General features: G+C 74.5%; 17 protein-coding genes. 12 read left to right on the top strand and 5 right to left on the bottom strand.

From position 1 onward, the window contains the following. The first annotated feature begins 254 nt into the window (after positions 1 to 254). Both dnaB and ABD223_RS04220 read left to right on the top strand, forming a co-directional pair. Positions 255 to 1,616 carry a replicative DNA helicase gene (gene dnaB, locus ABD223_RS04225; protein ID WP_380647352.1) on the top strand — a complete coding sequence of 454 codons (1,362 nt, stop codon included), beginning with the start codon at positions 255 to 257 and terminating at the stop codon, positions 1,614 to 1,616. Positions 1,617 to 1,773: 157 nt separating this feature from the next. Continuing rightward, on the top strand, positions 1,774 to 3,000 hold the full coding sequence (locus tag ABD223_RS04220; protein WP_344034491.1) for a cytochrome P450: 1,227 nt from the start codon (positions 1,774 to 1,776) through the stop codon (positions 2,998 to 3,000). Positions 3,001 to 3,006: 6 nt separating this feature from the next. On the opposite strand, the gene ABD223_RS04215 is transcribed toward ABD223_RS04220, so the two are convergent. Further along, positions 3,007 to 6,177 (bottom strand): ATP-binding protein, encoded by a 3,171-nt coding sequence (locus ABD223_RS04215; RefSeq protein ID WP_344034490.1) that lies wholly within the window; start codon positions 6,175 to 6,177, stop codon positions 3,007 to 3,009. A 488-nt stretch (positions 6,178 to 6,665) separates the two neighbouring features. Between ABD223_RS04215 and ABD223_RS04210 the strand changes: the two genes are divergently transcribed. Beyond that, positions 6,666 to 7,223 (top strand): TetR/AcrR family transcriptional regulator, encoded by a 558-nt coding sequence (locus tag ABD223_RS04210; RefSeq protein ID WP_344034489.1) that lies wholly within the window; start codon positions 6,666 to 6,668, stop codon positions 7,221 to 7,223. A gap of 20 nt (positions 7,224 to 7,243) precedes the next feature. Beyond that, complete coding sequence (locus ABD223_RS04205) at positions 7,244 to 8,137, top strand: exonuclease domain-containing protein (protein ID WP_344034488.1); 894 nt, start codon at positions 7,244 to 7,246, stop codon at positions 8,135 to 8,137. 196 nt (positions 8,138 to 8,333) lie between these two features. Here ABD223_RS04205 and ABD223_RS04200 read toward each other — a convergent pair whose 3' ends face one another. From ABD223_RS04200 to ABD223_RS04190, 3 genes are all read right to left on the bottom strand, one after another. Then, complete coding sequence (locus ABD223_RS04200; protein ID WP_344034487.1) at positions 8,334 to 11,621, bottom strand: hypothetical protein; 3,288 nt, start codon at positions 11,619 to 11,621, stop codon at positions 8,334 to 8,336. A gap of 200 nt (positions 11,622 to 11,821) precedes the next feature. Then, positions 11,822 to 12,673, bottom strand: a complete 852-nt coding sequence (locus ABD223_RS04195; RefSeq protein ID WP_344034486.1) for a hypothetical protein — start codon at positions 12,671 to 12,673, stop codon at positions 11,822 to 11,824. 171 nt (positions 12,674 to 12,844) lie between these two features. Further along, positions 12,845 to 15,022: a translocation/assembly module TamB domain-containing protein gene (locus tag ABD223_RS04190; RefSeq protein WP_344034485.1), complete on the bottom strand. Its 2,178-nt coding sequence runs from the start codon at positions 15,020 to 15,022 to the stop codon at positions 12,845 to 12,847. Between the two features lie 107 nt (positions 15,023 to 15,129). On the opposite strand from ABD223_RS04190, the gene ABD223_RS04185 reads away from it, so the two are divergent. Further along, the gene (locus tag ABD223_RS04185; RefSeq protein ID WP_344034484.1) at positions 15,130 to 16,317 is read left to right on the top strand and encodes an AI-2E family transporter; all 1,188 of its coding nucleotides are present in this window, start codon (positions 15,130 to 15,132) and stop codon (positions 16,315 to 16,317) included. A gap of 52 nt (positions 16,318 to 16,369) precedes the next feature. On the opposite strand, the gene ABD223_RS04180 is transcribed toward ABD223_RS04185, so the two are convergent. Then, positions 16,370 to 17,566, bottom strand: coding sequence for a GGDEF domain-containing protein (locus ABD223_RS04180; protein ID WP_344034483.1), 1,197 nt, complete (start codon positions 17,564 to 17,566; stop codon positions 16,370 to 16,372). 155 nt (positions 17,567 to 17,721) lie between these two features. Between ABD223_RS04180 and macS the strand changes: the two genes are divergently transcribed. The 7 genes from macS to ABD223_RS04145 all read left to right on the top strand — a co-directional run bounded on the left by macS (position 17,722) and on the right by ABD223_RS04145 (position 24,921). After that, a complete protein-coding gene (gene macS / locus ABD223_RS04175) occupies positions 17,722 to 18,864 on the top strand; it encodes a MacS family sensor histidine kinase (RefSeq protein ID WP_344034482.1) in 1,143 nt (380 codons plus the stop codon). Beyond that, the gene (locus ABD223_RS04170; RefSeq protein ID WP_344034481.1) at positions 18,861 to 19,514 is read left to right on the top strand and encodes a response regulator; all 654 of its coding nucleotides are present in this window, start codon (positions 18,861 to 18,863) and stop codon (positions 19,512 to 19,514) included. Before macS ends, ABD223_RS04170 begins: the two co-directional genes overlap by 4 nt. A gap of 1 nt (position 19,515) precedes the next feature. Next, a complete protein-coding gene (locus ABD223_RS04165) occupies positions 19,516 to 20,097 on the top strand; it encodes a DUF1707 SHOCT-like domain-containing protein (RefSeq protein ID WP_344034480.1) in 582 nt (193 codons plus the stop codon). A 53-nt stretch (positions 20,098 to 20,150) separates the two neighbouring features. Beyond that, positions 20,151 to 21,614 (top strand): SDR family oxidoreductase, encoded by a 1,464-nt coding sequence (locus ABD223_RS04160; RefSeq protein ID WP_344034479.1) that lies wholly within the window; start codon positions 20,151 to 20,153, stop codon positions 21,612 to 21,614. 36 nt (positions 21,615 to 21,650) lie between these two features. Further along, the gene (gene tdh, locus ABD223_RS04155; RefSeq protein WP_344034478.1) at positions 21,651 to 22,685 is read left to right on the top strand and encodes an L-threonine 3-dehydrogenase; all 1,035 of its coding nucleotides are present in this window, start codon (positions 21,651 to 21,653) and stop codon (positions 22,683 to 22,685) included. Further along, a complete protein-coding gene (locus tag ABD223_RS04150) occupies positions 22,686 to 23,873 on the top strand; it encodes a glycine C-acetyltransferase (protein ID WP_344034477.1) in 1,188 nt (395 codons plus the stop codon). 70 nt (positions 23,874 to 23,943) lie between these two features. Next, positions 23,944 to 24,921: a LysR family transcriptional regulator gene (locus ABD223_RS04145; protein WP_344034476.1), complete on the top strand. Its 978-nt coding sequence runs from the start codon at positions 23,944 to 23,946 to the stop codon at positions 24,919 to 24,921. The last annotated feature ends 63 nt before the right edge of the window (positions 24,922 to 24,984 follow it).

Raw genomic sequence — 24,984 nt, 5'->3', positions numbered from 1 at the left:
TTTATCCACAGGGTCTGACCTGGCAAAACTTCCGTCACCGACCGAGTTGTGCCCAGGTTGTCCACAGGTTTCCCCACCCCTGTGGTCAGCTCGCCGTCACCATCCCCAACCTGTCCACCAGGTTGTCCACAGGCACGTTTGCCTGCGCCATCCGGGTGGCTCTAGCGTCGCTGAATCCCTGGCGTGGTGCCCGGGAAATGTCAGACCCGCGGGGTACAACATCCTGCACGGCAGCAGATTGGGGTGAGGGCGCGGTGGCGCTGGTGGACGACCGGGGGATGGCCGAGCCCGGCTTCGAACGGCAGCCGCCGCAGGACCTCGCCGCCGAGCAGTCGGTCCTGGGCGGGATGCTGCTGAGCAAGGACGCGATCGCCGACGTGGTCGAGGTCCTCGCGCCCAACGACTTCTACCGCCCGGCCCACCAGGCGGTGTACGACTGCGTCCTCGACCTGTACGGCCGCGGCGAGCCCGCCGACCCGATCACGGTGTCCGCGGAGCTGGAGCGCCGGGGCGAGCTGCTGCGCGTCGGCGGCGCGCCGTACCTGCACACCCTCATCGCCACCGTGCCCACCGCGGCCAACGCCTCCTACTACGCCGAGATCGTGGCGGAGAAGGCGGTGCTGCGGCGGTTGGTGGAGGCCGGCACGCGGATCGTGCAGCTGGGCTACAACGGCGCCGAGGGCGCGGACGTCGACGAGGTCGTCGACCGGGCCCAGGCGGCGATCTACGAGGTGACCGAGCGGCGCACCACCGAGGACTACGCGGCGCTGGAGGACCTGCTCCAGCCCACCATGGACGAGATCGACGCCATCGCCTCGCGCGGCGGCGCGTCGCTCGGCATCCCCACGGGCTTCGCTGACCTGGACGAGCTGACCAACGGCCTGCACCCCGGCCAGATGATCATCGTCGCGGCCCGGCCCGGCGTGGGCAAGTCCACCCTGGGCCTCGACTTCGCCCGCTCCTGCTCGGTGAAGCACGGCCTGACCAGCGCCATCTTCTCGCTGGAGATGTCGCGCACCGAGATCGTCATGCGGATGCTGTCCGCCGAGGCCCGCATCCGGCTCGGCGACATGCGCAGCGGCCGGATGAGCGACGACGACTGGACGCGGCTCGCCCGGCGGATGAGCGAGATCAGCGAGGCCCCGCTGTTCGTCGACGACTCGCCGAACCTGACCATGATGGAGATCCGGGCCAAGGCGCGGCGGCTCAAGCAGCGCCACGACCTGCGGCTGCTGGTCGTGGACTACCTCCAGCTGATGTCGTCGGGCAAGCGCACCGAGTCGCGGCAGCAGGAGGTCTCGGAGTTCTCCCGGAACCTGAAGCTGATCGCCAAGGAGCTGGAGATCCCGGTGATCGCGATCAGCCAGCTGAACCGTGGCCCGGAGCAGCGGACCGACAAGCGCCCGCAGCTGTCCGACCTGCGCGAGTCCGGTTCGCTGGAGCAGGACGCGGACATGGTGATCCTGATCAACCGCCCGGACGCCTGGGAGCGGGACGACCCGCGGGCCGGTGAGGCGGACCTGATCCTGGCCAAGCACCGCGCCGGCCCCACGGCCACCATCACGGTGGCGCACCAGCTGCACTACAGCCGCTTCGCCGACCTGGCCCAGGGCTGACGGGGTCCGGTCCAAGGCCGGCCGGGGGCGTCGCGGGTCGTCCGCACGTCCCGGACCCGAGTGGCGGCGGGTGCGCGGCGGTCGGTGTCCGGGCCGTGTCAGCCCCGTGTCAGGTCTTCCGGTGATCGTGGTGTTCACCACCACGAGAGGACACCCGATGAGCCGAACGGTCCCCGTCCCGCAGGGCCTCCCCCAGGAGCGCGACGCGAGCCCCTTCGACCCGCCCAGCGCGATCACGCGGCTGCGGGAGGCCCGCCCGGTCAGCCCCCTGTCCTTCCCCGACGGCCACCAGGGCTGGCTCGTCACCGGCTACGACGAGGTCCGCCAGGCCCTGGCCGACACCCGGTTCAGCTCACGCCTGGACCTCGGCGTCGTGCACGTGCCCCACGAGACCCCCGGGATGCCCGTCGCCACCGAACCGTCCCCGCAGGCGCCGGGCCTGTTCGTCAGCATGGACCCGCCGGACCACACCCGGCTGCGGCGCCTGCTCACCGGCGCCTTCACCGTCAAGCGCATGAAGCTGCTCGAAGAGCACGTCGTCGAGGTCACCGAGCGGCGGCTGGACGAGATGGCGCGCCTGACCCCGCCGGTCGACCTGGTCGCGGAGTTCGCGCTGCCGGTGCCCTCGCTGGTGATCTGCGAACTGCTCGGCGTCCCCTACGAGGACCGGGAGACCTTCCAGGTCAACTCCGCGAAGTTCCTGGAGAAGGAGGTGACGCTGGAGGACAAGATCGCCGCGTACGGCGCGCTGACCTCGTACCTGGGCGAGCTGGTCACGCGCAAGCGCGCCGACCCCGACGAGGACCTGCTGTCCGACCTGGCCCGCAACGACGACCTCGGCGTCGAGGAGCTGACCGGCATCGCCTTCCTGCTGCTGCTCGCGGGCCACGAGACCACCGCGAACATGCTGTCCCTCGGCGCGTTCGCGCTCTTGGAGCACCCCGGGCAGCTGGCCGAGCTGCACGCCGACCCGGGGCTGCTGCCCGCCGCCGTCGAGGAGCTCCTGCGCCACCTGTCCGTCGCCGACGTCTTCTACCGCTACGCCACGGAGGACCTCGAACTCGGCGGCGAGACGATCGGCAAGGGCTCGACCGTCGTCCTCTCGCTGCTGGCCGCCAACCACGACCCCCGGCGCTTCGCCGACCCCGACGCCCTGGACGTCCGCCGCTCGGCCCGCGGTCACCTGGCCTTCGGCCACGGCGTCCACCAGTGCCTGGGCCAGCAGCTGGCCCGCATCGAGATGCGCGCCGGGTTCGCCGGCCTGCTGCGCCGCTTCCCGACGCTCGCGCTCGCCGTGCCCGCCGCCGAGGTGAGGCTCCGGACCGACATGAACATCTACGGCGTCCACGAGCTGCCGGTCACCTGGACCGGAACGGTCGCGTAGCGGGGTTCACCGGGCGAGCGCGACCGCGGCCAGCTCCTGCCAGTCCGCCCCCGCACCCTCCCGCGCCGCCTCGGCGAACCGCTCGTCACCGAGGTGGCGCCGCGCGGCGCCCTCGATCCGGGCCACGTCCGGCCGGGAGCGGTCCGGCAGGCCGAGCACGCCGGCGCTCGCGGCGAGCAGCCGCGCGGCCTGCTCGTGCTGGTCGCGGCGCAGCGCCAGGTCCGCGATCCCGACGAGCACCTGCGCGACCAGGGACGGGTGCCCCGCCTCGGCGGCCGCCCGGAAGGCCGCGGCGCGGTGGTCGAGGGCCTCGTCGACCTCTTCGGCGAGGTAGCCGAGGAAGTCGTGCCTCATCGCGCGGAGGCTCGGCTGCGCGGCGTCGTCGCCCAGGACGGCCGTGACGACGTCGAGCTGCCGGCGCGCCTGCTCGACGTCGCCGCGCCAGCGGGCCAGCTCCGCCTTCGCCGAGGCCAGGTCGGCCAGCGCGTCCGGCCAGGCGACCCGTTCCGCGTGCCGCTGCGCCTCCGCCATGGCGGAGGCGCTCGCCTCCGCGTCACCGGCCAGCCAGTGCAGCTGGGCCTGCCGCGCCCGCATCCGCACGACGTCCTCGACGGCGCCGACCTCGGTGACGACCGCGATCGCGTGCTCGTAGTGCTCGCACGCGCCGGCGAACTCGCCGCGCACCGCGATCCGGTCCGCCAGCTCGGTCAGGGCGAACGAGGTGCCCCACCGCTCGCCGATCGCGCGGAACTCGGTGAGCGCCGCCTCCAGGTAGGCGTCCGCGTCCCGCCCGCCGTGGCCGAGCACGATCCTGCCCTTGCCGAGGTGAAGCCGGGCGAGGGCGCGCACCCACGGGTCCTCGTCGTCGAGCAGCGGTTCGAACGCGAACAGGAACGCGTCGGGTCGGAGCGCTCCCGGCTCGGGCGCGTCCATCACGCGCAACGTGCGCTCCAGCGCGACGATGAGCCCCACCACCGGGTGGAGGCCCGGTACCCGCCTGCTGATCTCGGACGCGCTGCGGATCCAGTCCTGCGCCTGGCGCTGGTCGCTGCCGCGCCCGGCGGTGAGGAACGCCGTGACGAACGCGTACACGACGGCCCTCACCTCGTCGGGCACCTCGCCGGGCACGGCGGTGGCCGCCATGATCAGCTCGCTGCCCTCGGCCTTGTGCCCGGCGAGCCACCAGTACCAGCCGGCCGCCGCCGCGAGCCGCATCGCCTGGTGCGCCTCGCCGGCCGCGAGCGCGCCGCGCATCGCGGCGACGACGTTGTCGTGCTCGACCTCCAGCACGGCCAGCCACTCCAGCTGCTCGGCGCGGCGCAGGTGCGGCTCCGCGGCCTCGGCCAGCTCGGTGAAGTGCGCGAGGTGCGCGCGGCGCGCCAGGTCCGCCTCACCGGCTTCGGCGAGCCGGTGCGCGGCGTACTCCTTGACGGTGCCCAGCATCCGGTAGCGCGGCGCCTCGTCGCCCTCGGTCAGCACCAGCGACTTCTCCGTCAGCGCGGTCAGCAGTTCGAGCACCTGCCACGCCTCGACCTCGTCGACCGCGCAGACCCGCTCGGCCGCCTCCAGGCTCGCGCCACCGGCGAACACCGAGAGCCTGCGCAGGACGACCCGCTCGGCGTCGTTGAGCAGCTCCCAGCTCCAGTCGATCACCGCGCGCAGCGTCCGGTGCCGCGGCAGCGCGGTGCGGCTGCCGCCGGTCAGCAGGCGGAACCGGTCGTCGAGCCGGTTGGCGAGCTGGTCGAGGGACATGGTGCGCAGCCTCGCCGCGGCGAGTTCGATGGCCAGCGGCATCCCGTCCAGGGCCCGGCAGACGCGCGCCATGGTCGCCAACGCGGGCGCGTCGACCGCGAGGTCCTGGCGCACCGCGCCGGCCCGGTCCCGCAGCAGCCGGACGGCGGGGGAGGACTCGATCCCGACCGGGTCGGCGTCCACCGCGGGCAGCGCCAGCGGCTCGACCGGCCACAGCGCCTCGCCGGTGATGCCGAGCGGTTCCCTGCTCGTCGCGAGGACCCGCAGCCGCCGGCACTCCCCGAGCAGCCGGTGGGCGAACTTCGCCGCCGAGTCGATCACGTGCTCGCAGTTGTCCAGGACCAGCAGCACCTCCCGCTCGCGGAGCGCGGCGACGACCCGCTCCACCGGCTCCGCGTCCGCGGACCCGCCGAGCAGCGCGTCACGCAGGCCGAGCACGGCGAGCGTCGACTGCGCCACGTCACCGCCCGCGCCGACGGGGGCGAGCTCCACCAGCCAGGCCCCGTCCGGCAGGTCGGGCAGCAGCGAGCGCACGGTTTCCGCGGCCAGCCTGGTCTTCCCCGAGCCGCCCGGCCCGATCAGGGTGGTGAGCCGGTGCCCCTCGACGAGCCCGCGGACCGCGGCGACGTCGTCGTCCTTGCCGACGAAGCTGGTCAGCTCGGCGCGCAGGTTGGTCTTCCGGTCCTCCTCCCGCCGACCCACCTCGCCCCGCAGCAGCGCGACGTGCAGCGCGGACAGCTCCGGCGACGGGTCGACGCCCAGCGCGTCGGCGAGGGCTTCGCGGGCCCGCTGGTACACCACCAGCGCCTCGGTGCTCCGGCCGGCCGCGCCGAGGGCGCGCATCAGCGCGGCGACGAGCCGCTCCCGCACCGGGTGCGCGGCCACCAGTTCGGTCAGCTCCGCGACCAGCTCCGCACCGCGGCCGAGGCGGACCTCCACCTCGAACCGGTCCTCCAGCGCGGCCAGGCGCAGCCCTTCGAGCCGGGTGACCGCCGCGTCGAACGCCGCGCTGTCCTCCAGGCCGACGTCCTCCATGGCCGTGCCGCGCCACAGGCCGAGGGCCTCGCGCAGCAGCTCCGCCCGCCGCGCCTCCCCGGCGTTGCGGGCCTGGCCGGCGAGGCGCTCGAACCGCACGGCGTCGACGGCGTCGGGTTCCACCGCCAACCGGTAGCCGCCCGCCTGCCCGTCGACCACCCCGTCCGGCAGCACCCTCCGCAGCCGGGAGGCCAGGCGTTGCAGGGCGTTCGCCGCGTCGGCCGGCGGGTGCTCGCCCCAGATCCAGTCGACCAGCGCCGCCTTCGGGACCACGCGGCCGGGGTCGAGCGCGAGGGCGATCAGCAGGGCGCGCAACCGGGCGCCCGGCACACCCGCCGAGACGCCGTCGTCCGTGCGGACCTCGAACGGTCCGAGCATCCCGATCTGCACCTGGTCGATTCTGCCCGCGGCGGGGTGGGCGGACTCGGTTTTGGCGCCGTTGGCGCTGAGGAGTTCGACACGGGCGGGGTGGGCGGGCGGGCCGGGGCGGCTGAGCAGGGAAGCGCGGGCGGGGCGGAGCGGCGGAGCGGCGGAGCGCGGGCTGGGCGGCGCGGGCCGGCCGGCAGCGGGAGTTCGGCACCGGGTGGTCCGCGCGATCGGCGGCGGAGGCCGCGGTGCCGCCGCCGATCGCGCGAGCCGCCGCCGGACCCCGCTTCCCCCTCGGGCCGCCGGCGCTGCCCGGGTCCCAGCGGACCCGGTGGAGGAGGCGGCCCGCCCCCCTTGACAACTTCCGGGCCGCCTCGATGACGAGTGTGCGCCCCGAGTCATGCAAACCCTTTGTGCGGTTCTGCAATCCGCTGGTCAGGAGGTTGTGGCAGTGGTCGCCCACCGTGCTCCGCGCGGTTTCGGCGCCGCCCCGCGGCGCTTACGATCACGGGATGCCACCCGATGCGGCGCGGCGCAGCGACCGTTCGAGGAGGGCGATCCTCGTGGCCGCCCTGGAGCTGGTCGAGGCGCTCGGCTACTCCCGGTTGACCATTGAAGCAGTCGCGACGCGGGCGGGGGTCGGCAAGCAGACCATCTACCGGTGGTGGTCGTCCAAGGGGCCGCTGCTGTTCGAGGCGTTCGTGGAGCTGGGGCCGATCGGGCAGTACCCGCCCACCTGTGGCGACCTGGCCGCCGACCTCAGGCTGGAGCTGCGGGTGGTGGTGGAGGAGCTGGGCGAGCGGCGATTCGACCAGGTGTGCCGGGCGCTGCTGCACGAGGCTCGCGACGACCTGCTCGCGCTGCTGCTGACACCCCGCCGGCTGCGGTTGGAGGAGCGGTTGCGCGCCGCCCAGCGGGTGGGCGAGGTGCGGTTGGAGGTGGACGTCGCGGTGGCGGCCGACCTGCTGCTCGGGGCGGTGCACCAGCGGTGGCTGCTGCGGACCGAGCCGCTGTCCGGGCAGCACGCCGACGCGGTGGTGGACCTGGTGCTCCGGGCTTTGCGCGGGTGACCGCCCGATAGGGTTCGCCGGTGGCCGAGTACGCCGTGGTCGACGTGGAGACGACGGGGTTCGCCGCGCGCGGGTCCGACCGGGTCGTCGAGGTCGCGGTCGTGCAGCTCGACCGGGACGGCCGCGTCACCGGCGAGTGGTGCACGCTCGTCAACCCCGGTCGCGACCTCGGACCGCAGCACGTGCACCGGATCCGCGCCGCCGACGTGTGGCACGCGCCGCCGTTCGCGGCGGTGGCCGGGACGCTGGCCGACCGGTTGGCGGACCGGGTGGTCGTCGCGCACAACCTGGCGTTCGACGCGCGCTTCCTGACCGCCGAGCTGCACCGCGCCGGGGTGGCCGCCGAGGTGACCGGGCTGTGCACGATGCGGTTGGCGGACCGGTTCCTGCCGGACCGGGCGGGGCGGTCGCTGGCGGCCTGCTGCGCGGCGGCCGGGGTGGCGCTCGACTCGGCGCACTCCGCGCTGCACGACGCCCGCGCCACCGCCCTGCTGTTCCGCCACTACCTGCGGTTCGGCGCGCCGGCCGGTACGCCGTTCCCGCGGCTGGGGCTGGTCGCCGACGCGGTCGAGGTGCGGCGCGGTGCGGCGCTGATCGCGGGCACGGCAGGAACAGCGGGTGTGGCAGGTGCAACGGGCACCGCGGGTGTGGCGCCGCCGCGTGCCGAGCCGGTCCCGCTGGTGCGGGGTGACGTGGTGGTGTTCACCGGGCAGATGCGCTCGCCGCGCGAGGTGTGGGTGGACCGGGCGTGCCGCGCGGGCCTGGTCAGCCAGGGGTACGTGACCCGGTCGACGCGGGTGCTGGTCGCGGCCGACCCGTGCACGCTGTCGAGCAAGGCGCGGCGGGCGCGGACCTACCGGGTGCCGATCGTGTCGGAGGAGGACTTCGCGGCGATGCTGGACCGGCTCGACTGATCGGACCCGGCCCGACCCTGCCGGTCCCAGCCCGACCGACCGATCCCGAGCAGACCTGCCCAACCGGTCCCGACCCGCCCTGCCCGACAAGCCCGACCAGCCCGACCTGCGCCTGAAACCGCGAGCGGGGCGTGACAAGGACCGGGCCCCCGGCACCGAAGTGCCGGGGGCCCGGTCGCGCGAGGGGTGGTGCGGGTCAGAACCGGGGCAGCTGGGCCGTCCGCTCCACGTTGCCGAACAGGGAGAAGGCGTCCAGACCGGCCAGGGCCGGCGTCCGCACCTGGTCCAGGCTCGGCGTCGACTCGGTACCGACGGCGCCCTGGAGCGGGTTGACGTTCAGGCCGTTCAGCGCGGTCGGCGGCAGCGCCGGCGCGGTGCGCGGCTGGGCGACGCCCGGGATCGGCAGGACGACCGGCAGCGGGACCGGGGAGGCGACCGGCAGGGTCGGCAGGGCCTGGTCGCGCAGCACGGCGGTCTGGTCGGTCACCACGGGCAGCTGCTCGGTCAGGGCCAGCGAGTCGACCAGCGGCAGGGTGCCGGAGAACGACCGCTCACCCGAGGTGGCGGGCAGCAGGCCCTGGCCGACGTGCACCAGGTAGGCCGTGGCGGGCATGTGGCGGGAGGCGGTGTTCCGCAGGTCCTCCTGGACGCGCGGCATCGCGTCGGTCGGCAGGTAGGCCACCGGCTCCAGCAGGGTCGTCGCCTGCGCCGCGGCGGGCAGTTCGCTCGTCGGCAGCTCCCGGGCGTCGACCCGCGGCGTCACCGCGGGCAGGTCCTCGCGCAGTTCCGAGCCCGCCTTCCGCACGGCCGGCGCGGGCGAGGCCACGCGCGGCGCCTGGGCGGGCAGCGGCCGGCCCAGGATGGGCAGGTGGCGCAGCTCGGCCAGGCCGAGGGTGCTCAGCGGCGACCGGTGCTCCGGCAGCCGGTGCAGCAGCTCCAGGCTCGGCAGCTCGTCGATGCGCAGCAGGTGGTCGATGCCCATCGGCAGCGTGACGCCGCGACCCGGGTCGGTCTCCTCGCCCTCGCCGGTCCGCAGGCGGCTGCGGTCGGCGGCGTCGGCGGTGGCGGTGCCCGCCACCTCGATCGGCACGCCGAACATCCGGGCCACGCCCTCGGCGGGCAGCTCCAGGTCGTGGGCCGTGAACGGACCGCTGCCCGTGGCCGTGGTGTCACCTCCTGACGTGCTGTGCGCGTCGCTGGTGGTCCTGGCGTCCGCCAGGCCGGCGGCGGTGAGCGCGTCGCCGTGCGCCGACGGCGCGAGGGCGACCGGCGTGGTCAGCAGGTTGCCGGACCACGAGGCGTCCTCGCCGGAGGTCAGGTGCCTGCCGCCGGCGGTCAGGCCGGCGCTGCTGTCCGACCGGGAGTAGCCGTTGCCCGCGGCCGTGACCGCGTCGCCGAACAACTGGAGCGGCACGGTCGTCTGCGGGCCGAGGCCGTTGCCGGAGAACGAGCCCGCGTCGCCGGAGGTGTGGACGTCGCCGCCGGAGAACGAGCCGAACTCGTTGCGGGTGTCGGACTCGACGTTGCTGCCCGCGCCGATCGCGCTGCCGAACGCCTGCGGCGAGGACGCCTGCGGCACCGACAGCACGTTGCCCGACAGGGAGCCCTCGTCGCCGGTCGTCACGGCCGAGCCGCCCGAGCGGGACGCCAGGCTGCTGGTGGTGTCCGACGAGCCGTTGCCGACGCCGACGACCGAGTCGCCGAAGACCTGGGCCGGGTTCGAGGTCGGGACGTGCACGATGTTGCCGGACGCGGAGCCGTGCTTGCCGTTGGCCTGCGGCGGGTTGCCGAGGTCGACGCGGGTGTCGCTGTCGGTGGTGGAGGTGGGGTTGGCGACCGCGCCGCCGGTGTTGCCGAACACCTGGCCGCCGAGCACGGTCGGGGCCGACACGACGTTGCTGGACACCGTGCCGTTGTCGTCGACGCTGTTGGCCACGCGGCCCGAGCGGATCGACTTGTCCTCGGTGGTGCGGCCGTTCGAGCTGCCCGCCGCGCCGAAGTTGTTGCCGAACGCCTCGGCGGGCGCGCCCACCGGGACCTGGCCGATGTTGCCGGACAGGACGGCGTCGTTGCCCGTGGTGCCGTTGTAGCCGCCGGTTTCCACGGCCACGTCGTTGCGGCACTCGCTGTCGGCGATGCCGCCCGCGGTCGTGCCGTTGCCGCACAGGTCGGCCGCGCCCGCCGGGGGCAGGTTGGCCGAGTTGGCCGACAGCACCGAGCGGTCGCCGTTGGTGTAGGTGTCGCCGCCCGCGACGGTGACCACGTCGTTCGCGTGCCGGGCGGAGGTGTTGCCCACGCCCGACGCCGAGTTGCCCGAGCCGGCCACCGGCAGCGCCACGGGCGCGTCGGCGTAGTTGCCGGACAGCACCGAGTCCTGGCCCGCGGTCCGGCTGCTGCCGCCGGCGTGCGCGTCGTTGGTCGACCGGCCGGCGACGTTCGAGTTGCCCGCGCCACCGAGGGCGTTGCCGTCGGCCGAGGCGGGGCCGGCCAGGGACGGCTGCGCGATGTTGCCCGCGAGGGTGCCGTTCCGGCCCGTGGTCTCGGCCCACATCGAGGGGCCGCCGGGGAAGGGGTGCGCGTCGCCCGCGTCCGCGTACGAGCGGTCGTCGGCGTTGGCGTCCGCGTTGCCCACGGCGCCGAGGCCGTTGCCGCTCACCCCGACGACCGGGGCCAGCGGCACGCCGAGCACGTTGCCGCCCGCGCTGCTGCGGTCGCCGTCGGTGCGCAGCGAGCCGGGCGCGGTGGCGTGGTTGGACGCGGTGGAGTCGGTGTGCGAGTTGCCGCCGGCGGCGACCGCGTTGCCGTTCGCCTGGACCGGCACGGCGCCCTGGAGCGCGGCCACGTTGCCGGACAGCGAGCCGTGGCGGCCGGAGGTCCGCACGTCGCCGCCCGCGCTGGCGCGCTGGTCGGCGGTGGTGTGGCTCTCGGCGTTGGCCAGCGCGGCGATCGCGTTGCCGGTGACCTGCGGCGACACCGCGGTGGCGGCGCGGGCCGCGTTGCCGGACAGCGAGCCGTACGAGCCGTCGGTGCGGGTGTCGCCGACGCTCTCGACCGACCGGGCGCAGTCGGCCTCGACGTAGGAGTTGCCGCCCGCGCCGACCGCGTTGCCGCACAGGGCCACCGGCATCACGACGTCGGCGCCGACGGTGTTGCCGCGGGTGAGGCCCGACCGGTTGGTGGCGGCCATGACCCCCTGCGTGCCGCGGAGCAGCGGGTTGCGGTGGCCCGCGATGCGGGCGGCCTGCGTGTCCGCCAGGGAGGGGGTGCCGATCTCGCTGTGCACGACGGGCAGCTCGCGGTTGCCCAACGGGGTGCCCAGGTTGTTGTGGTCGACGTCGACCGGGACGCGCACCCTCGCGTCGAGCGGGTTGGGCCGCGCGTCGGGGTTGACGTCCTCCTGGGCTGAAGCGATGCCCGTGCCGAGCATCAGCAAACCACCAGTGACAAGTGCGGTCTGGAGACCGCGCTTGGCCCAGGTTTGCATGATTTCTCCTTCGTTCGGTGTCCCTTGCGGGAGGTGGTGGGTGACCGGACGCGCGAACGCGTCGGAGGCGACGGCCACCCGGATTTCAGGGGGTGGGAGGAGCGCGGCGTCTCGACCGGAACGGGAGCGCGCACGAGTGGGCGCGACGGTCGATTACCGGGCCTGCTCGTCAGCGAGCAGGCGCGGACCGCGCGCGTTGGTCAGTCAGGGGTGATGCCGGGCTGCTTGCCGGGCATCACGACGTTCCGCACGGTGGCGGGGAACAGAGCCCGGGCCACGGCGGTGTCGGAGGGGTGGGCGGACGCGGTCGCGTACGAACCGCTGCCGCCACCGGAGGACCCGGACGCGTCGCCACCGCAGGTGCAGTGGGCCGGCACGCCGAGCGGGGGCGCGAACGGCATCAACGGCAGTCCGGACGGGTCGCCCGGCAGGGACGACCCGGGGTCGGCGGCCTGCACCGGTGCGGTGCCGGGCGCCTGGTCCAGCCACAGTCGGCTGAGCTCGCCGAAGACCCCGGTCACCACCGGCGTACCGGCATCGACCGGCACGGCGGTGGTGGGAGGGGTGGTCTCCGGGGTGGGCTGCGCCTGGGTGCCGCCGACCGCATCGCCGTCGACGACCACCGGCTTGGCCGGCTTCGACGACGTCGACGAGCGGGGCTGGAGCCAGGCGCCCACGTGCTCGACGGTGCCGCGGATCTCGTCCGCGACGCGGCCGAGGTCGGGGCTCTTCGGCTCCCGCACCCGGGACGGGTGCAGCGCGGCGCCCAACTCCCGCACGGTCTGGTCGAGCCCGGTGGAGCGAAGCCCGTCGGGGTCCACCCCGACGGGACCGAGCCCGTCCTGGCCGATCGGGGCCAGGGCCTCGTGCAGCGGACCGTGCGCGGTGATGCCGCCGACCACGTCGTGGTCGGCCGCGACCGCCGGGGACGCGGACAGCGCCCAGGCGGCCGCGGTGCCGGCCAGCGCGCCGCCGGCGACCAGCAGGGCACGGGAGAGCAGCCGCCGAACGCGGCTCGCCCCCGTTCCCACTCGCCGGTCGACGGCAGACATCGCTGGTTCCTCTCACCACGGGCACTGGTTCGCCGGCACCGAGATCAGCACGCCCGGTTCGGACGTGATCAAGCCGACGCCGAGAGCGTGCCAGGAACCGGGTCGGGTGCGCACTCGTTCGCCACCCGGTTCGCCGGATCGTGTGACGGGAGGGCGAGTTCGACCGCCGGGTCAGACCCGCTTCAGGACGCGGGCCGCGCCGGCCGCCGCCGTGGACGCCAGGATCCAGCCCACCGCGATCAACGAGCTGGAGATCCACTGGGACGGCCCGCTGAACTTCCACTTGCCGTCCTGGCCGAGGTCGACGATCGGGACCAGCAGGTCCACCGACAGCAGCCACGGGTTCCACGACGGCGACTCGTCCTCGTTGAGCCTGGGCATCTCGTGGCCCAGGAACCACAGCGCGCCGAACAGCCAGAACGCGGTCAGCCAGGCGATCGCGAGCCAGGGCCGGTAGCCGTAGCCGACCGTCCAGCGCTGGAGGGAGCCCCACACCCGGCCGGCCACGCCGAGCTCGGAGTAGCGCCGGTGCTGCTTCGCGATCTGCACCAGCTGGGCCAGCTCCTCCTCGCCGCCGTCCCGGTACACGGCCGCCAGCTGCTCGTAAGGGCCGGGCGCGAAGTCGGGCTGCACCTCGCGCAGCCACCGCAGCCGGGTGCGCACGTCGACCTGCGGCGTGGACGAGATCGAGCGGAACGTGAAGTCGTCCACGTCCACCCCGCCGGTCGCGGCCCACAGCCCCGGCCCGTCCTGGACGGCCGTCGCGTCGCACCGGGTGAGCAGGACCCGGCCGACCGGCACGTGCTCCTCGTCCAGCCGCAGCACCAGCTGCTGCACGTGCAGCCCGTAGGCGTTGAGCGCGATGTCGCCGCCCGGACCGCCGAGCCGCGCGCCCGCGAACGTGGCCATCTTGCCGACCTCCGCGAGCCTGATCCGCACGCCGCCCGCGGCGGTGAAGCCGTGGCTGCACAGCAGGTCCTTGCCGATGGAGGCCACCCGGGCGTCCAGCGACGGCTTGACCCTGCCGTCGGGCAGGCGGCGCGGCGACAGCAGGCTCGCGCCCGAGCAGTCGAGGGTGGAGCCGATCTCGGCGTTCTGGAGGCGCAGCGAGCCCTCGGTGCGCAGCTCGCGCAGGAACAGGGTGCCGCCGACGCGGAGCCGGTCGGCGAACAGGACGTCGATGCCGGGGCCGTGCAGCCGCACGCCGGAGAGGGACGCGCTGCCCCGCACGTGCGCGTCCACGAGGCGCACCTGCCCGTAGGCGTGCAGCGCGTCGCCGCGGGGTCCGCCGCCGTTGACCGCGCCGCGCGCTTCGAGGTCGCCGCGGACCTGGATGCCGTCGGCGTGCAGGGCGACCGGGATGCGCTGGACGGCGCCGGCCGGCTGCTCGCCCGGTTCGCCCACCGCGTCGCGGCGGCCGATCCGGGCGCCGGACAGCCGCAGGTAGCCGCCGATGTCGGCGTTGGGCAGGCGGACCGTGCCGGAGGAGGTGAAGCCGTCGTCCAGCTCCACGTTGCCCTCGACCCGGATGCGGTCGGCGACCAGCGCGGCGGACTCGTCCGCGGTGCCGCGCGGGATGACCAGCACGGGCCGGTCGGCCACGCCGCCGTGCAGGCGGGCGCCGGAGAACACCGCGCTGCCGCCGACCCTGGCGCCGTCGAGCAGGACGCGGCCCTCGGCGGTGAACCGGCCGCCGTCGGTGTCGCAGAACAGGGTGCCCGCGATGGTCACGCCGGTCGCGTCCAGGGCGGTCTGCCCGGCGTTGACCAGCCGCGCGCCGCCCAGGTGCACGTTGCCGCCGATGTTCGCGCCGCGCAGCCGCACCTCGCCGCCCGCGCGCAGGGCGATCGCCTGGAGGGAGCCGGACACGCGGACGCGCGCGGCGAGCAGGGCGTGGTCGCCCCTGGCCCGCAGCACGGCGCCGGCCAGCCGCAGCGTGCCGTCGACCGAGGCGTCGGTGAGGTCGACCGCGCCGTCGCTGGTGAAGCCCGCCTCCAGCACCAGGTCGCTGCCGACGCGCAGGTTGCGGCCGAGCAGCCCGGGCACCTGGCAGCCGCGCAGCCGCAGGCCGACCAGGCGGGCCATGCGCAGGTCCGGCGGCTGCTCGAAGGTGCAGTCGTGCAGGTCGACGACGTGGTCGACGCGCAGGCCCTCCACCGCGAACGGGCCGACCACGTTCGCGCCGACCAGCCGCAGCGCCGCGCCGCGCAGGCCGTCCAGCGGCAGGTCGGCCAGCAGGGACGACAGCAGCTCGCCGCGGACCGTGCGCTCCCGCTTGGGCGCCCTCGGGTCGAACCGCACCCGCCTGCCGGCGGCGAACGCCTCGCGCACGCTCTGCTCAACGGTCACGCCGTGATCCGATCACCCGCGGCGCGACCACCGCCAGGTTTTGGTGGTTTGCGTCGCAGCCGGCTGGTCGTCACCCAGCGCTACCCGAACGGGGCTAACGTGATCGTGTGACGGGGAGAGAGCTGGACAGCAGGGTGCCGCCGTTGCTGCGCGTGAGCGCGGCGCTGGGCTGGCGGTTCGTGGTGGTGGTCGCCGCGCTCTACGTGGTGGCGCAGGTGGTGGGCTTCCTGGCCTCGGTGGTCATCCCGGTCGGCATCGCCCTGCTGCTGGCGGCGCTGCTGTCGCCCGCGGTGTCCCAGCTGAGCCAGGCGGGCGTGCCGCGCGGCGTGTCCACCGGCCTGGTGCTGGTCAGCGGGCTCGCCGTGGTCGGCGGCGTGCTCACGTTCGTGATCACCGAGTTCTCCAAGGGCCTGCCGCAGCTCCAGGTCCAGGTCAGCGCGAGCCTGGACACCATCCGCGACTGGCTGCGCGACGGGCCGCTGCACCTGAGCGACGTGCAGCTCCAGCAGTACCTGGACGACGTGGTGCAGACGGTCCAGGAGAACCAGGGCGAGATCACCTCGGGCGCGCTGACCACGGCGGCGACCCTCGGCGAGATCCTGACCGGCCTGGTGCTGGCGCTGTTCACGCTCATCTTCTTCCTGCACGACGGCGACGGGATCTGGCGGTTCCTGGTCCGGATCGTGCCGCACGACGTGCGCGACCGGGCGGACGTGGCCGGCCGGCGCGGGTTCGCCTCGCTGGTGTCCTACGTGCGGGCGACCGCCCTGGTGGCCGTGGTCGACGCGGTCGGCGTCGGCGTCGGCCTGTGGATCGTGGACGTGCCGCTGGTGGTGCCGCTGTCGGCGCTGGTGTTCCTCGGCGCGTTCATCCCGATCGTCGGCGCGGTGGTCACCGGCGCGGTGGCGGTGCTGGTGGCGCTGGTGGCCAACGGGCCGGTGGAGGCGCTGATCATCCTGGGCGTGCTGATCGGCGTGATGCAGCTGGAGAGCCACGTGCTCCAGCCGCTGCTGCTGGGCCGCGCGGTGAAGCTGCACCCGCTGGCGGTGGTGCTGGCGATCGCCGCCGGGTTGGTGGTCAGCGGCATCGCGGGCGCGCTGCTGGCGGTGCCGCTGCTGGCGGTGCTGAACTCGGGCATCCGGTCGCTGCTGTCGGACTCGGACAAGGACGTGGAGCCGCGGCAGGTGGACGTGCACGAGCCGCAGGAGAGCGGCGCGGTGGACACGGCGGGCGAGCGGGTGGAGGACATCGGGGGCCGCGAGCGCCCGGGACCGGGCCACAGCGGCAGGCGGTGACCCCGCCCCTCCGGCCGACCCCCCGGCCGACCCCCCGGGCGGCCGGAGGGGTTCAGGCCATCTCGACCAGGTTGCGGCCGTAGCCCTTGGCGGACAGCAGCGCGGCGTCCGCGGCCATCAGCAGGTCGGGCAGCTCGTAGCCGAAGCGCTGGGTGGTGGCCACGCCGATGCTCACGGTCAGGCCGGTGAGCAGGTGCTCCCGCCCGTGCATGTCGGCCGTGGGCACGGCCAGGTCGGCCACGGCGTGCCGGACCCGCTGGGCGACCGAGCGGGCGACGGCCGGTTCGGCGTCGGGCAGCATCACGACGAACTCCTCGCCGCCGAAGCGGCCCACCAGGTCGCCGCTGCGCACGGTGCCGGTCAGGAGCAGGGCCACCGCGCTCAGCGCCGAGTCGCCCGCCAGGTGCCCGACCTCGTCGTTGACCCGCTTGAAGTGGTCGAGGTCGAGCAGCATCACGGCCATCGGCCGGTCGCGGGCGCGGGCCTTGGCCAGCTCGGCGCGGGCGCGGGCGTCCCAGTGCACGGCGTTGGCCAGGCCGGTCTTGGCGTCGCGCTGCGCCGACCTGCGCCACTGCGGCAGCTGGGCGGCGCGTTCGAGCAGGGCCAGCGGCGGTCCGGCCATCAGGGCGTGCACCGGGTTGGTGACGGCGACGACGCCCATCAGGCCGCCGATGCTGACCGCGACGACGCCGAGGACCACGTCGATCGACTCGCCGACGACCTCCTCGCCGCGGGCGCGCGGGGTGCGCAGCTTGAGGCCGATCGCGATCAGGCCCGCGTGCGCCACGAGCAGCGCGGTCGCGCCGAGGACCATCAGGCCCAGGTCGAGGTCGGGCTGCTCCCAGCCGATGACGTACCGGGCGCCGAACACCGCCAGCGCGCTCGCGGACAGGGTGAACACCCAGCGGTGCGACTCGGGGCGCGAGGACAGCACGCCGTGCAGCGCGGGGCCGAACAGCAGCAGGACCAGCAGGTTGCACGGCAGCGCCACCGCGCCCGCGGTCAGGTAGCACAGGTGCGCGGCCCACGGGTTGCGCTCGGTCTCGCCCATCCGGTTGCTGTGGATCGAGCTGCCGATGACGACCGCGCCCGCGGTGGCAGCGATGATCGCGAACCGGCCGACCTCGGCGGGCTCGGGCTGCTCCGACGACGCGATGACGTGGACCACGAGCGCCAGCGCGCAGGCCTCCACGAACAGCCAGTAGGCCAGGGCCGACCGCCTCAACCCCCACAGCGGCCAGTGGCGCACGCCGGGCCCTCCCTCGCCACGCGGAGTTGATGGGCGCGATCACACCCAGTAACCACCGTCAGCTTTTCACAGATGTCATCTGTGGAACAGACGGCCACCTGGGGGTTAGCTGCGCCACTCCGGCACGGCAAGATTGGGGGCGAAGGGGGCACGCCGTGCACACGAAGCCATCCGACCAGGGGACCTCGACCACGGAGGACCCGGTCGCCCACCTCTGGCGGGGAACGGTCGCGCTACGCGTAGTGACGTTCCTGTTCGCCGCGGGCACCACCGCGGTGCACCGCGACGACTACCAGCGGGAGTGGCTGGCCTGGTCGGCGGTCGCGGTGATGTTCGCCTGGTCGGTGTTCACGGTCCGCGCCTACAGCCGCGAGCGCGGCCGGCGGCCCTGGGTCGTGGTCGCGGACGTGGTGCTGGCGTGCGGGCTGATGTCCCTGTCGCCGCTGATCATGACCGCCGAGCAGTTCGTGCTCGACGCGCCGCTGATCACCACGATCTGGGCGTGCAACCCGGTGGTGGCGACGGCCGCGCTGGGCGGGCAGCTCGCGGGCGCCCTGTCGGGGCTCCTGGTCGGGCTGATCACCTACCTCAACCGCGGCGCGATCAGCGTGGACGTGGTGCGGGACGTGGTGCTGCTGACCGGCGCGGGCCTGGTGATCGGCATGGCGTCGGCCACGGCGCGCCGCTCGGCGGTGCGGCTGGCGCAGGCGCTGCGCACCGAGGCCGCCACGGCCGAGCGCGAGCGGCTCGCCCGCTCCATCCACGACGGCGTGCTCCAGGTGCTCGCGCGGGTGCGCAAGCGCGGCAACGAGCTGGGCGGCGAGGCCGCGGAGCTGGCGCGGCTCGCCGGTGAGCAGGAAATCGCGCTGCGGTCCCTGGTGGCCGCCGCGCCGGGCGAGTCGACCTTGGACGGCGACGCGGACCTGCGGCCCGCGCTCCAGCTGCTGGCCACGTCGCGCGTGCAGGTGTCCACACCGGCCACCAGGGTGATGCTGCCCGCGGCGACGGTGTTCGAGCTGGCCGCGGTGGTGCGCGAGGCGCTGTCCAACGTGGACAAGCACGCGGGGCCGGACGCCAAGGCGTGGGTGCTGCTGGAGGACCTGGGCGAGGAGGTCGTGGTGAGCGTCCGCGACGACGGCCCCGGCATCCCCGAGGGCCGGCTGGACTCGGCCGAGGCGGAGGGCCGGATGGGCGTCGCCAAGTCGATCCGGGGTCGGGTGGAGGACCTGCGTGGGACCCTGGAGCTCCAGACCGGGCCGGGGGAGGGCACCGAGTGGGAAGTGCGGGTTCACCGATGAGCGTGTCCGTGATGGTGGTGGACGACCACCCCATGTGGCGCGACGGCGTCGCGCGGGACCTGGCCGAGCGCGGCTTCGAGGTCGTGGCGACCGCGGGCGACGCGGCGTCGGCGGTGCGCATCGCGCGGGCCGTGCGGCCGGACGTGGTGCTGATGGACCTCAACCTGGGCGCCTCGACGGGGGTGGAGGCGACCACGCTGATCACCGGCTCGCTGTCGGGCACGCGGGTGCTGGTGCTGTCGGCCAGCGGCGAGCACGACGACGTGCTGGAGGCGGTGAAGGCCGGCGCGTCCGGCTACCTGGTGAAGTCGGCCTCGGCCGAGGAGCTGGTGGACGCGGTCAGCCGGACCGCCGCGGGCGACGCGGTGTTCACCCCGGGCCTGGCCGGCCTGGTGCTCGGCGAGTACCGGCGGATGGCCGCGGCGCCGGGCGAGCAGGACAAGCCGCAGCTGACCGAGCGGGAGACCGAGGTCCTGCGGCTGGTGGCCAAGGGGCTGACCGCGCGGCAGATCGCCAACCGGCTGGTCATCTCGCACCGCACGGTCGAGAACCACGTGCAGTCGACCCTGCGCAAGCTCCAGCTGCACAACCGCGTCGAGCTGGCGCGGTACGCGATCGAGCACGGGCTCGACGTCGAACCGGAGGACTGACATGACCGAACCCGCCCAGGCGGACCCGAGGAACTTCCGGGTGTCGGACGCGGAGCGCGAGCACGTGGTCGAGCTGTTGCAGAAGGCGATCGGGCGCGGCCTGATCACGCTCGACGAGTTCACCGAGCGCACCGACACGGCGCTGGCCGCCAAGACCAGGGCCCAGCTCAACGCGGTGCTGGTCGACCTGCCCGGTGTGGTGAACCGCGAGCAGGTCGCGCCGGTGCGCGACCTGCAGGAGCTGAAGGCCACCATGTCGACGGTCAACCGCAAGGGCCGGTGGTCGGTGCCGCGGCGGCTGGTCGTGCACAACCGGCTGGGCTCGACGGACCTGGACTTCCGCGAGGCCTCCATCCCGCACGCGGTGGTGGACATCGAGCTGGACGTGACGGCCGGGTCGGTGAAGCTGGTGCTGCCCGAGGGCGCCACGGTGGACGCGGACGGCGTCGAGCTGGCGGCGAGCAACCTGAAGGACAAGGTCGGCACGGGGGCGAACGGCCGGCCGCACTTCGTGGTGCACGGGCACGTGCGCGCGGGCAACGTGGAGATCAAGAAGAAGACCCGCTGGTTCCGCCACGTCTGACCGCGGCGCCCGCCCGTCGTGCGGGACGGGGCCGTTCGGCCGAGGATCGGTTCATGCGCTGCCTCGTCACCGGAGCGACCGGTTACCTCGGCGGACGGCTCGTGCCTCGGCTGCTCGCCGAGGGCCACGAGGTCCGCTGCCTGGTCCGCGACCCGGGCAAGCTCCGCGACGTGCCCTGGGCGGACCGGGTCGAGGTGGTGCGCGGGGACGTGCTGGACCCGGCGTCGCTGGAGCCCGCCGTGCGCGACGTGGACGTGGTGCACTACCTCGTCCACTCGCTGCACGACCCCGACTTCGCCGACGCCGACCGGCGGGCCGCGGAGAACACCGCCCGCGCCGCCGCCGGGGCGGGGGTCCGGCGGATCGTCTACCTGGGCGGCCTGCACCCGTCCGGGGTGCGGCTCTCGCCCCACCTGGCCTCCCGCAAGGAGGTCGGGGACGTGTTCCTGCGCGGCCCGGTGCCCGCCGCGGTGCTCCAGGCGGCGATGATCATCGGGTCCGGGTCGGCGAGCTTCGAGATGCTGCGCTACCTCACCGAGCGCCTGCCGGTCATGGTCACGCCCCGGTGGGTGCACAACCGGATCCAGCCGATCGCGGTCCGCGACGTGCTGCGGTACCTGGTCGAGGCGGTGGGGCTGCCGCCCGACGTGAACCGGACCTTCGACGTCGGCGGCCCGGACGTGCTCACCTACCTGGACATGATGGAGCGGTACGCGCGGGTCGCGGGCCTGCGCCCGCGCCGGGTGCTGCCGGTGCCGCTGCTCACGCCGCGCGTGTCGTCGCACTGGGTGAACCTGGTCACGCCGGTGCCGAGGTCGATCGCCGCGCCGCTGATCGAGTCGCTGGTGCACGAGGTGGTGTGCCGGGAGCACGACGTCGAGGACCTGCTGCCGGGCCGGACGACCGGCTACGACGAGGCCGTGGCCCTGGCGCTGGCCAGGATCAGGGACGCGGACGTGGAGACGCGCTGGTCGGGCGCCTCGGTGCCGGGCGTGCCGTCGGACCCGCTGCCGTCGGACCCGGGCTGGTCGGGCGGTTCGTCGTACCTCGACGTGCGGGAGCGGGAGACGACGGCGGCCCCCGAGCGGCTGTGGTCGGTGGTGGAGGGCATCGGCGGCGAGCACGGCTGGTACTCGTTCCCCCTGGCCTGGGCGGTGCGCGGGTGGCTGGACCGGCTGGTCGGCGGGGTGGGCCTGCGGCGCGGTCGCCGCGACCCGAGGCGGCTGCACGTCGGCGAGGCGCTGGACTGGTGGCGGGTCGAGGAGGTCGAGCGGGGCCGGCTGCTGCGGCTGCGCGCCGAGATGCGGGTGCCCGGCCTGGCGTGGCTGGAGCTCCAGGTGCTGCCCGGTCGCGGCGGCGGCTCGACCTACCGGCAGCGGGCGGTGTTCGTGCCGCGCGGGCTGGCCGGGCACCTGTACTGGTGGCTGGTGTGGCCGTTCCACGGGCTCGTGTTCGGCGGCATGGTCCGCAACATCACCAGTGAAGCGGAACTTACGAGTGAATTCAGAAAGTCCTGATGGACCGCACCACCGGCCGGCGGCAGACTGCGCGCCATGAAAGCACTGGTCAAGGCCACAGCCGGGCCTGGACTCTCCCTGACCGACGTGCCGGACCCCACCCCCGGTCCGGGTGACGTCGTCGTCCGCGTGCTGCGCACCGGCATCTGCGGCACCGACCTGCACATCGACTCCTGGGACGACTGGGCCGCGCACAACGTCCACGCGCCGCTCGTGCTCGGGCACGAGTTCGTCGGCGAGGTCGTCGAGATCGGGGCCGCGGTGACCGGCGTCGCGGTCGGCGACCTGGTCAGCGGCGAGGGCCACCTGGTCTGCGGCACGTGCCGCAACTGCAAGGCGGGCCGGCGGCACCTGTGCGCCAACACCCGCGGCCTCGGCGTGCACCGCGACGGCGCGTTCGCCGAGTACGTGGTGCTGCCCGAGGAGAACGCGTGGGTGCACCGCGCGCCCGTGGACCTGGACGTGGCGGCGATCTTCGACCCGTTCGGCAACGCCGTGCACACCGCGCTGTCGTTCCCGGTCATCGGCGAGGACGTGCTGATCACGGGCGCGGGCCCGATCGGCATCATGGCCGCGGCCGTGGCCAAGCACGCGGGCGCGCGCAACGTGGTGATCACCGACGTGAGCGAGCACCGGCTGGAGCTGGCCCGCGCGGTCGGCGTCGACCTCGCCCTCGACGTCGGCCGGCGCACCATCTCCGAGGCGCAGGCCGAGCTGGGCATGTCCGAGGGCTTCGACGTGGGCATGGAGATGTCCGGCAAGCCGATCGCCCTCCAGGAGATGATCGGCAACATGGCCCACGGGGGGCGGATCGCGATGCTCGGCCTGCCCGCGGAGGGGTTCCCGGTGGACTGGAGCGCCGTGGTGCTGAAGATGCTGCACGTCAAGGGCATCTACGGCCGCGAGATGTTCGAGACCTGGTACTCGATGTCGGTGCTGCTGCAACGCGGGCTGGACCTGTCGCCGGTGATCACGCACCGGTTCGACCACACGTCGTTCGACGAGGCGTTCGCCACGGCGCGCGAGGGCAAGTGCGGCAAGGTCATCCTCGACTGGACGGGAGCTCACTGAATGTACGGCGCGATGCGCGAGGACCTGCGGGCCGGCCTGGACGAGATCCGCGCGGCGGGCCTCTACAAGGCGGAACGGGTGATCTCCAGCCCGCAGGACGCCGCCGTGCGCGTGGGCGGCGGCGCCGAGGTGCTGAACTTCTGCGCCAACAACTACCTGGGCCTGGCCGACCACCCCCGGCTGGTCGGGGCGGCGCGGGAAGCGCTGGACCGGTGGGGCTTCGGCATGGCGTCGGTGCGGTTCATCTGCGGCACGCAGGAGCCGCACAAGGAGCTGGAGCGCAAGCTGTCGGAGTTCCTCGGCACCGACGACACGATCCTCTACAGCTCGTGCTTCGACGCCAACGGCGGCCTGTTCGAGACGCTGCTCGGCGCGGAGGACGCGATCATCTCCGACGAGCTGAACCACGCGTCGATCATCGACGGGGTGCGGCTGTCCAAGGCCCGCCGGTACCGCTACAAGAACCGGGACGTGGAGGACCTGGAGCGGCGGCTCCAGGACGCCGCCGACGCCCGGTACCGGTTGATCGCCACCGACGGCGTGTTCTCCATGGACGGCTACCTGGCGCCGCTGGACGAGATCTGCGACCTGGCCGACCGGTACGACGCGCTGGTCATGGTGGACGACTCGCACGCGGTGGGCTTCACCGGCCCGACCGGCCGCGGCACGCCCGAGCTGTTCGGCGTCCGGGACCGCGTCGACATCGTCACCGGCACGCTCGGCAAGGCCCTGGGCGGTGCGAGCGGCGGCTACACGTCCGGGCGGGCGGAGGTCGTGGAGATGCTGCGGCAGCGGTCGCGGCCGTACCTGTTCTCCAACTCGCTGGCGCCGGCCGTCACGGCGGCCGCGATCGCGGCGCTCGACCTGCTGGAGTCGTCCGGCGAGCTGCTGGAGCGGCTGCGCGCGAACACCGCGCTGTTCCGGTCGCGGATGACCGACGAGGGCTTCGACCTGCTGCCGGGCGAGCACCCGATCATCCCGGTGATGATCGGCGACGCGGCGGAGGCGTCGCGCCTGGCCGACCTGCTGCTGGCGCAGGGCGTCTACGTGATCGGCTTCTCCTACCCGGTCGTGCCGCACGGCAAGGCGCGCATCCGCACCCAGATGTCGGCGGCCCACTCGACCGACGACGTGAACCGGGCCGTGGACGCCTTCGTGGCCGCCCGTGCCTTGATGGGTGCGGGCTAGGGCTCCGGTTCGGGCTCGGCACCCCTGCCCGGGAAGGTCCCGGCCGGCACCGAGAGACGAGGATGTCCCGGTGATCGACCCACGACGGCTGCGGGTGCTGCGCGCGCTCGCCGACCACGGCACGGTGACGGCGGCGGGCAGGGCGCTGCACCTCACGCCGTCCGCGGTGTCGCAGCAGCTGGCCGCGCTGGAGTCGGAGGTGGGGCACGCGCTGCTGCGCCGCCGCGGCCGCCGGGTGTCGCTGACCGCGGCCGGCGAGCTGCTGGTGGGGCACGCCAACGCGGTCGCGGCCGAGCTGGAGCGGGCGCGGGCGACCCTGGCGGCGTTCGCGGCGGGCACGACCGGCCGGGTGGAGGTCGGCAGCTTCGCGTCGGCGATCACGCAGGTCGTCGCGCCCGCGCTGGCGACGCTGCGGGTGCGGGCGCCGGACGTGGCGCTGCGGGTGCGGGACGTGGAGGGGCACGCCAGCGTGCCGCTGCTGCTGGACGGCGAGATCGACCTGGCGATCACCGAGGGGTACCGGCTGCACGCGGACGACCGGAGGCTGACCCGGTTCCCGCTGTACACCGAGCCGTTCGACGTGGTGCTGCCCGCGGGGCACCGGTTGGCGGGGAAGGCGGAGGTGGGGCTCGCGGACCTGGCGGACGAGGACTGGGTGGCCACGCTGCCCGGGAACCCGGTGCGCGACGTGGTCGAGCTGGCCTGCTCGCAGGCCGGGTTCGCGCCGCGCATCACGCACACGTCCGACGACTTCCGGGCCATCGGGGCGCTGGTGGGCGCGGGGGCGGGGGTGGCGCTGGTGCCGCGCAACGCGCTGCGGGGCGACCTGGCGGTGGATGGTCGGGCGGTGGGCGGTCCGGCGGGGGGCGGTCCGGCGGGGGGCGGTCCGGCGGGGGACGGCTCGGTGCGGGGCGTGCCGGTCCGGGGCGCGGCTCCGCTGCGCCGGGTGGTGGCGGCGGTGCGGCGGGGCAGCGCGGACCACCCGCTGATCCAGTTGGTGCGCGACGCCCTCGTGGAGGCGTGCCACCCCCTGGCCGGGCGGGACTGAGCGCGCCCCCGTCCGGTTCGGCGAGCCGGGAGGACGAGTGGTGAGCACCCGCGTCGGGCTCCC

It is taken from the genome of Saccharothrix xinjiangensis (assembly GCF_039527585.1).
Taxonomy (GTDB): Bacteria; Actinomycetota; Actinomycetes; order Mycobacteriales; family Pseudonocardiaceae; genus Actinosynnema; species Actinosynnema xinjiangensis.
This window is presented reverse-complemented; position numbering and strand designations above follow the sequence as displayed.

Bases quoted from the DNA above. Each gene is read 5' to 3' on its own strand.
- ABD223_RS04210 (WP_344034489.1), top strand. From the start codon at position 6,666: ATGCCACCCGATGCGGCGCGGCGCAGCGACCGTTCGAGGAGGGCGATC.
- ABD223_RS04170 (WP_344034481.1), top strand. From the start codon at position 18,861: ATGAGCGTGTCCGTGATGGTGGTGGACGACCACCCCATGTGGCGCGAC.
- ABD223_RS04200 (WP_344034487.1), bottom strand. From the start codon at position 11,621: ATGCAAACCTGGGCCAAGCGCGGTCTCCAGACCGCACTTGTCACTGGT.
- ABD223_RS04160 (WP_344034479.1), top strand. From the start codon at position 20,151: ATGCGCTGCCTCGTCACCGGAGCGACCGGTTACCTCGGCGGACGGCTC.
- ABD223_RS04150 (WP_344034477.1), top strand. From the start codon at position 22,686: ATGTACGGCGCGATGCGCGAGGACCTGCGGGCCGGCCTGGACGAGATC.
- tdh (WP_344034478.1), top strand. From the start codon at position 21,651: ATGAAAGCACTGGTCAAGGCCACAGCCGGGCCTGGACTCTCCCTGACC.
- ABD223_RS04195 (WP_344034486.1), bottom strand. From the start codon at position 12,673: ATGTCTGCCGTCGACCGGCGAGTGGGAACGGGGGCGAGCCGCGTTCGG.
- ABD223_RS04165 (WP_344034480.1), top strand. From the start codon at position 19,516: ATGACCGAACCCGCCCAGGCGGACCCGAGGAACTTCCGGGTGTCGGAC.
- ABD223_RS04220 (WP_344034491.1), top strand. From the start codon at position 1,774: ATGAGCCGAACGGTCCCCGTCCCGCAGGGCCTCCCCCAGGAGCGCGAC.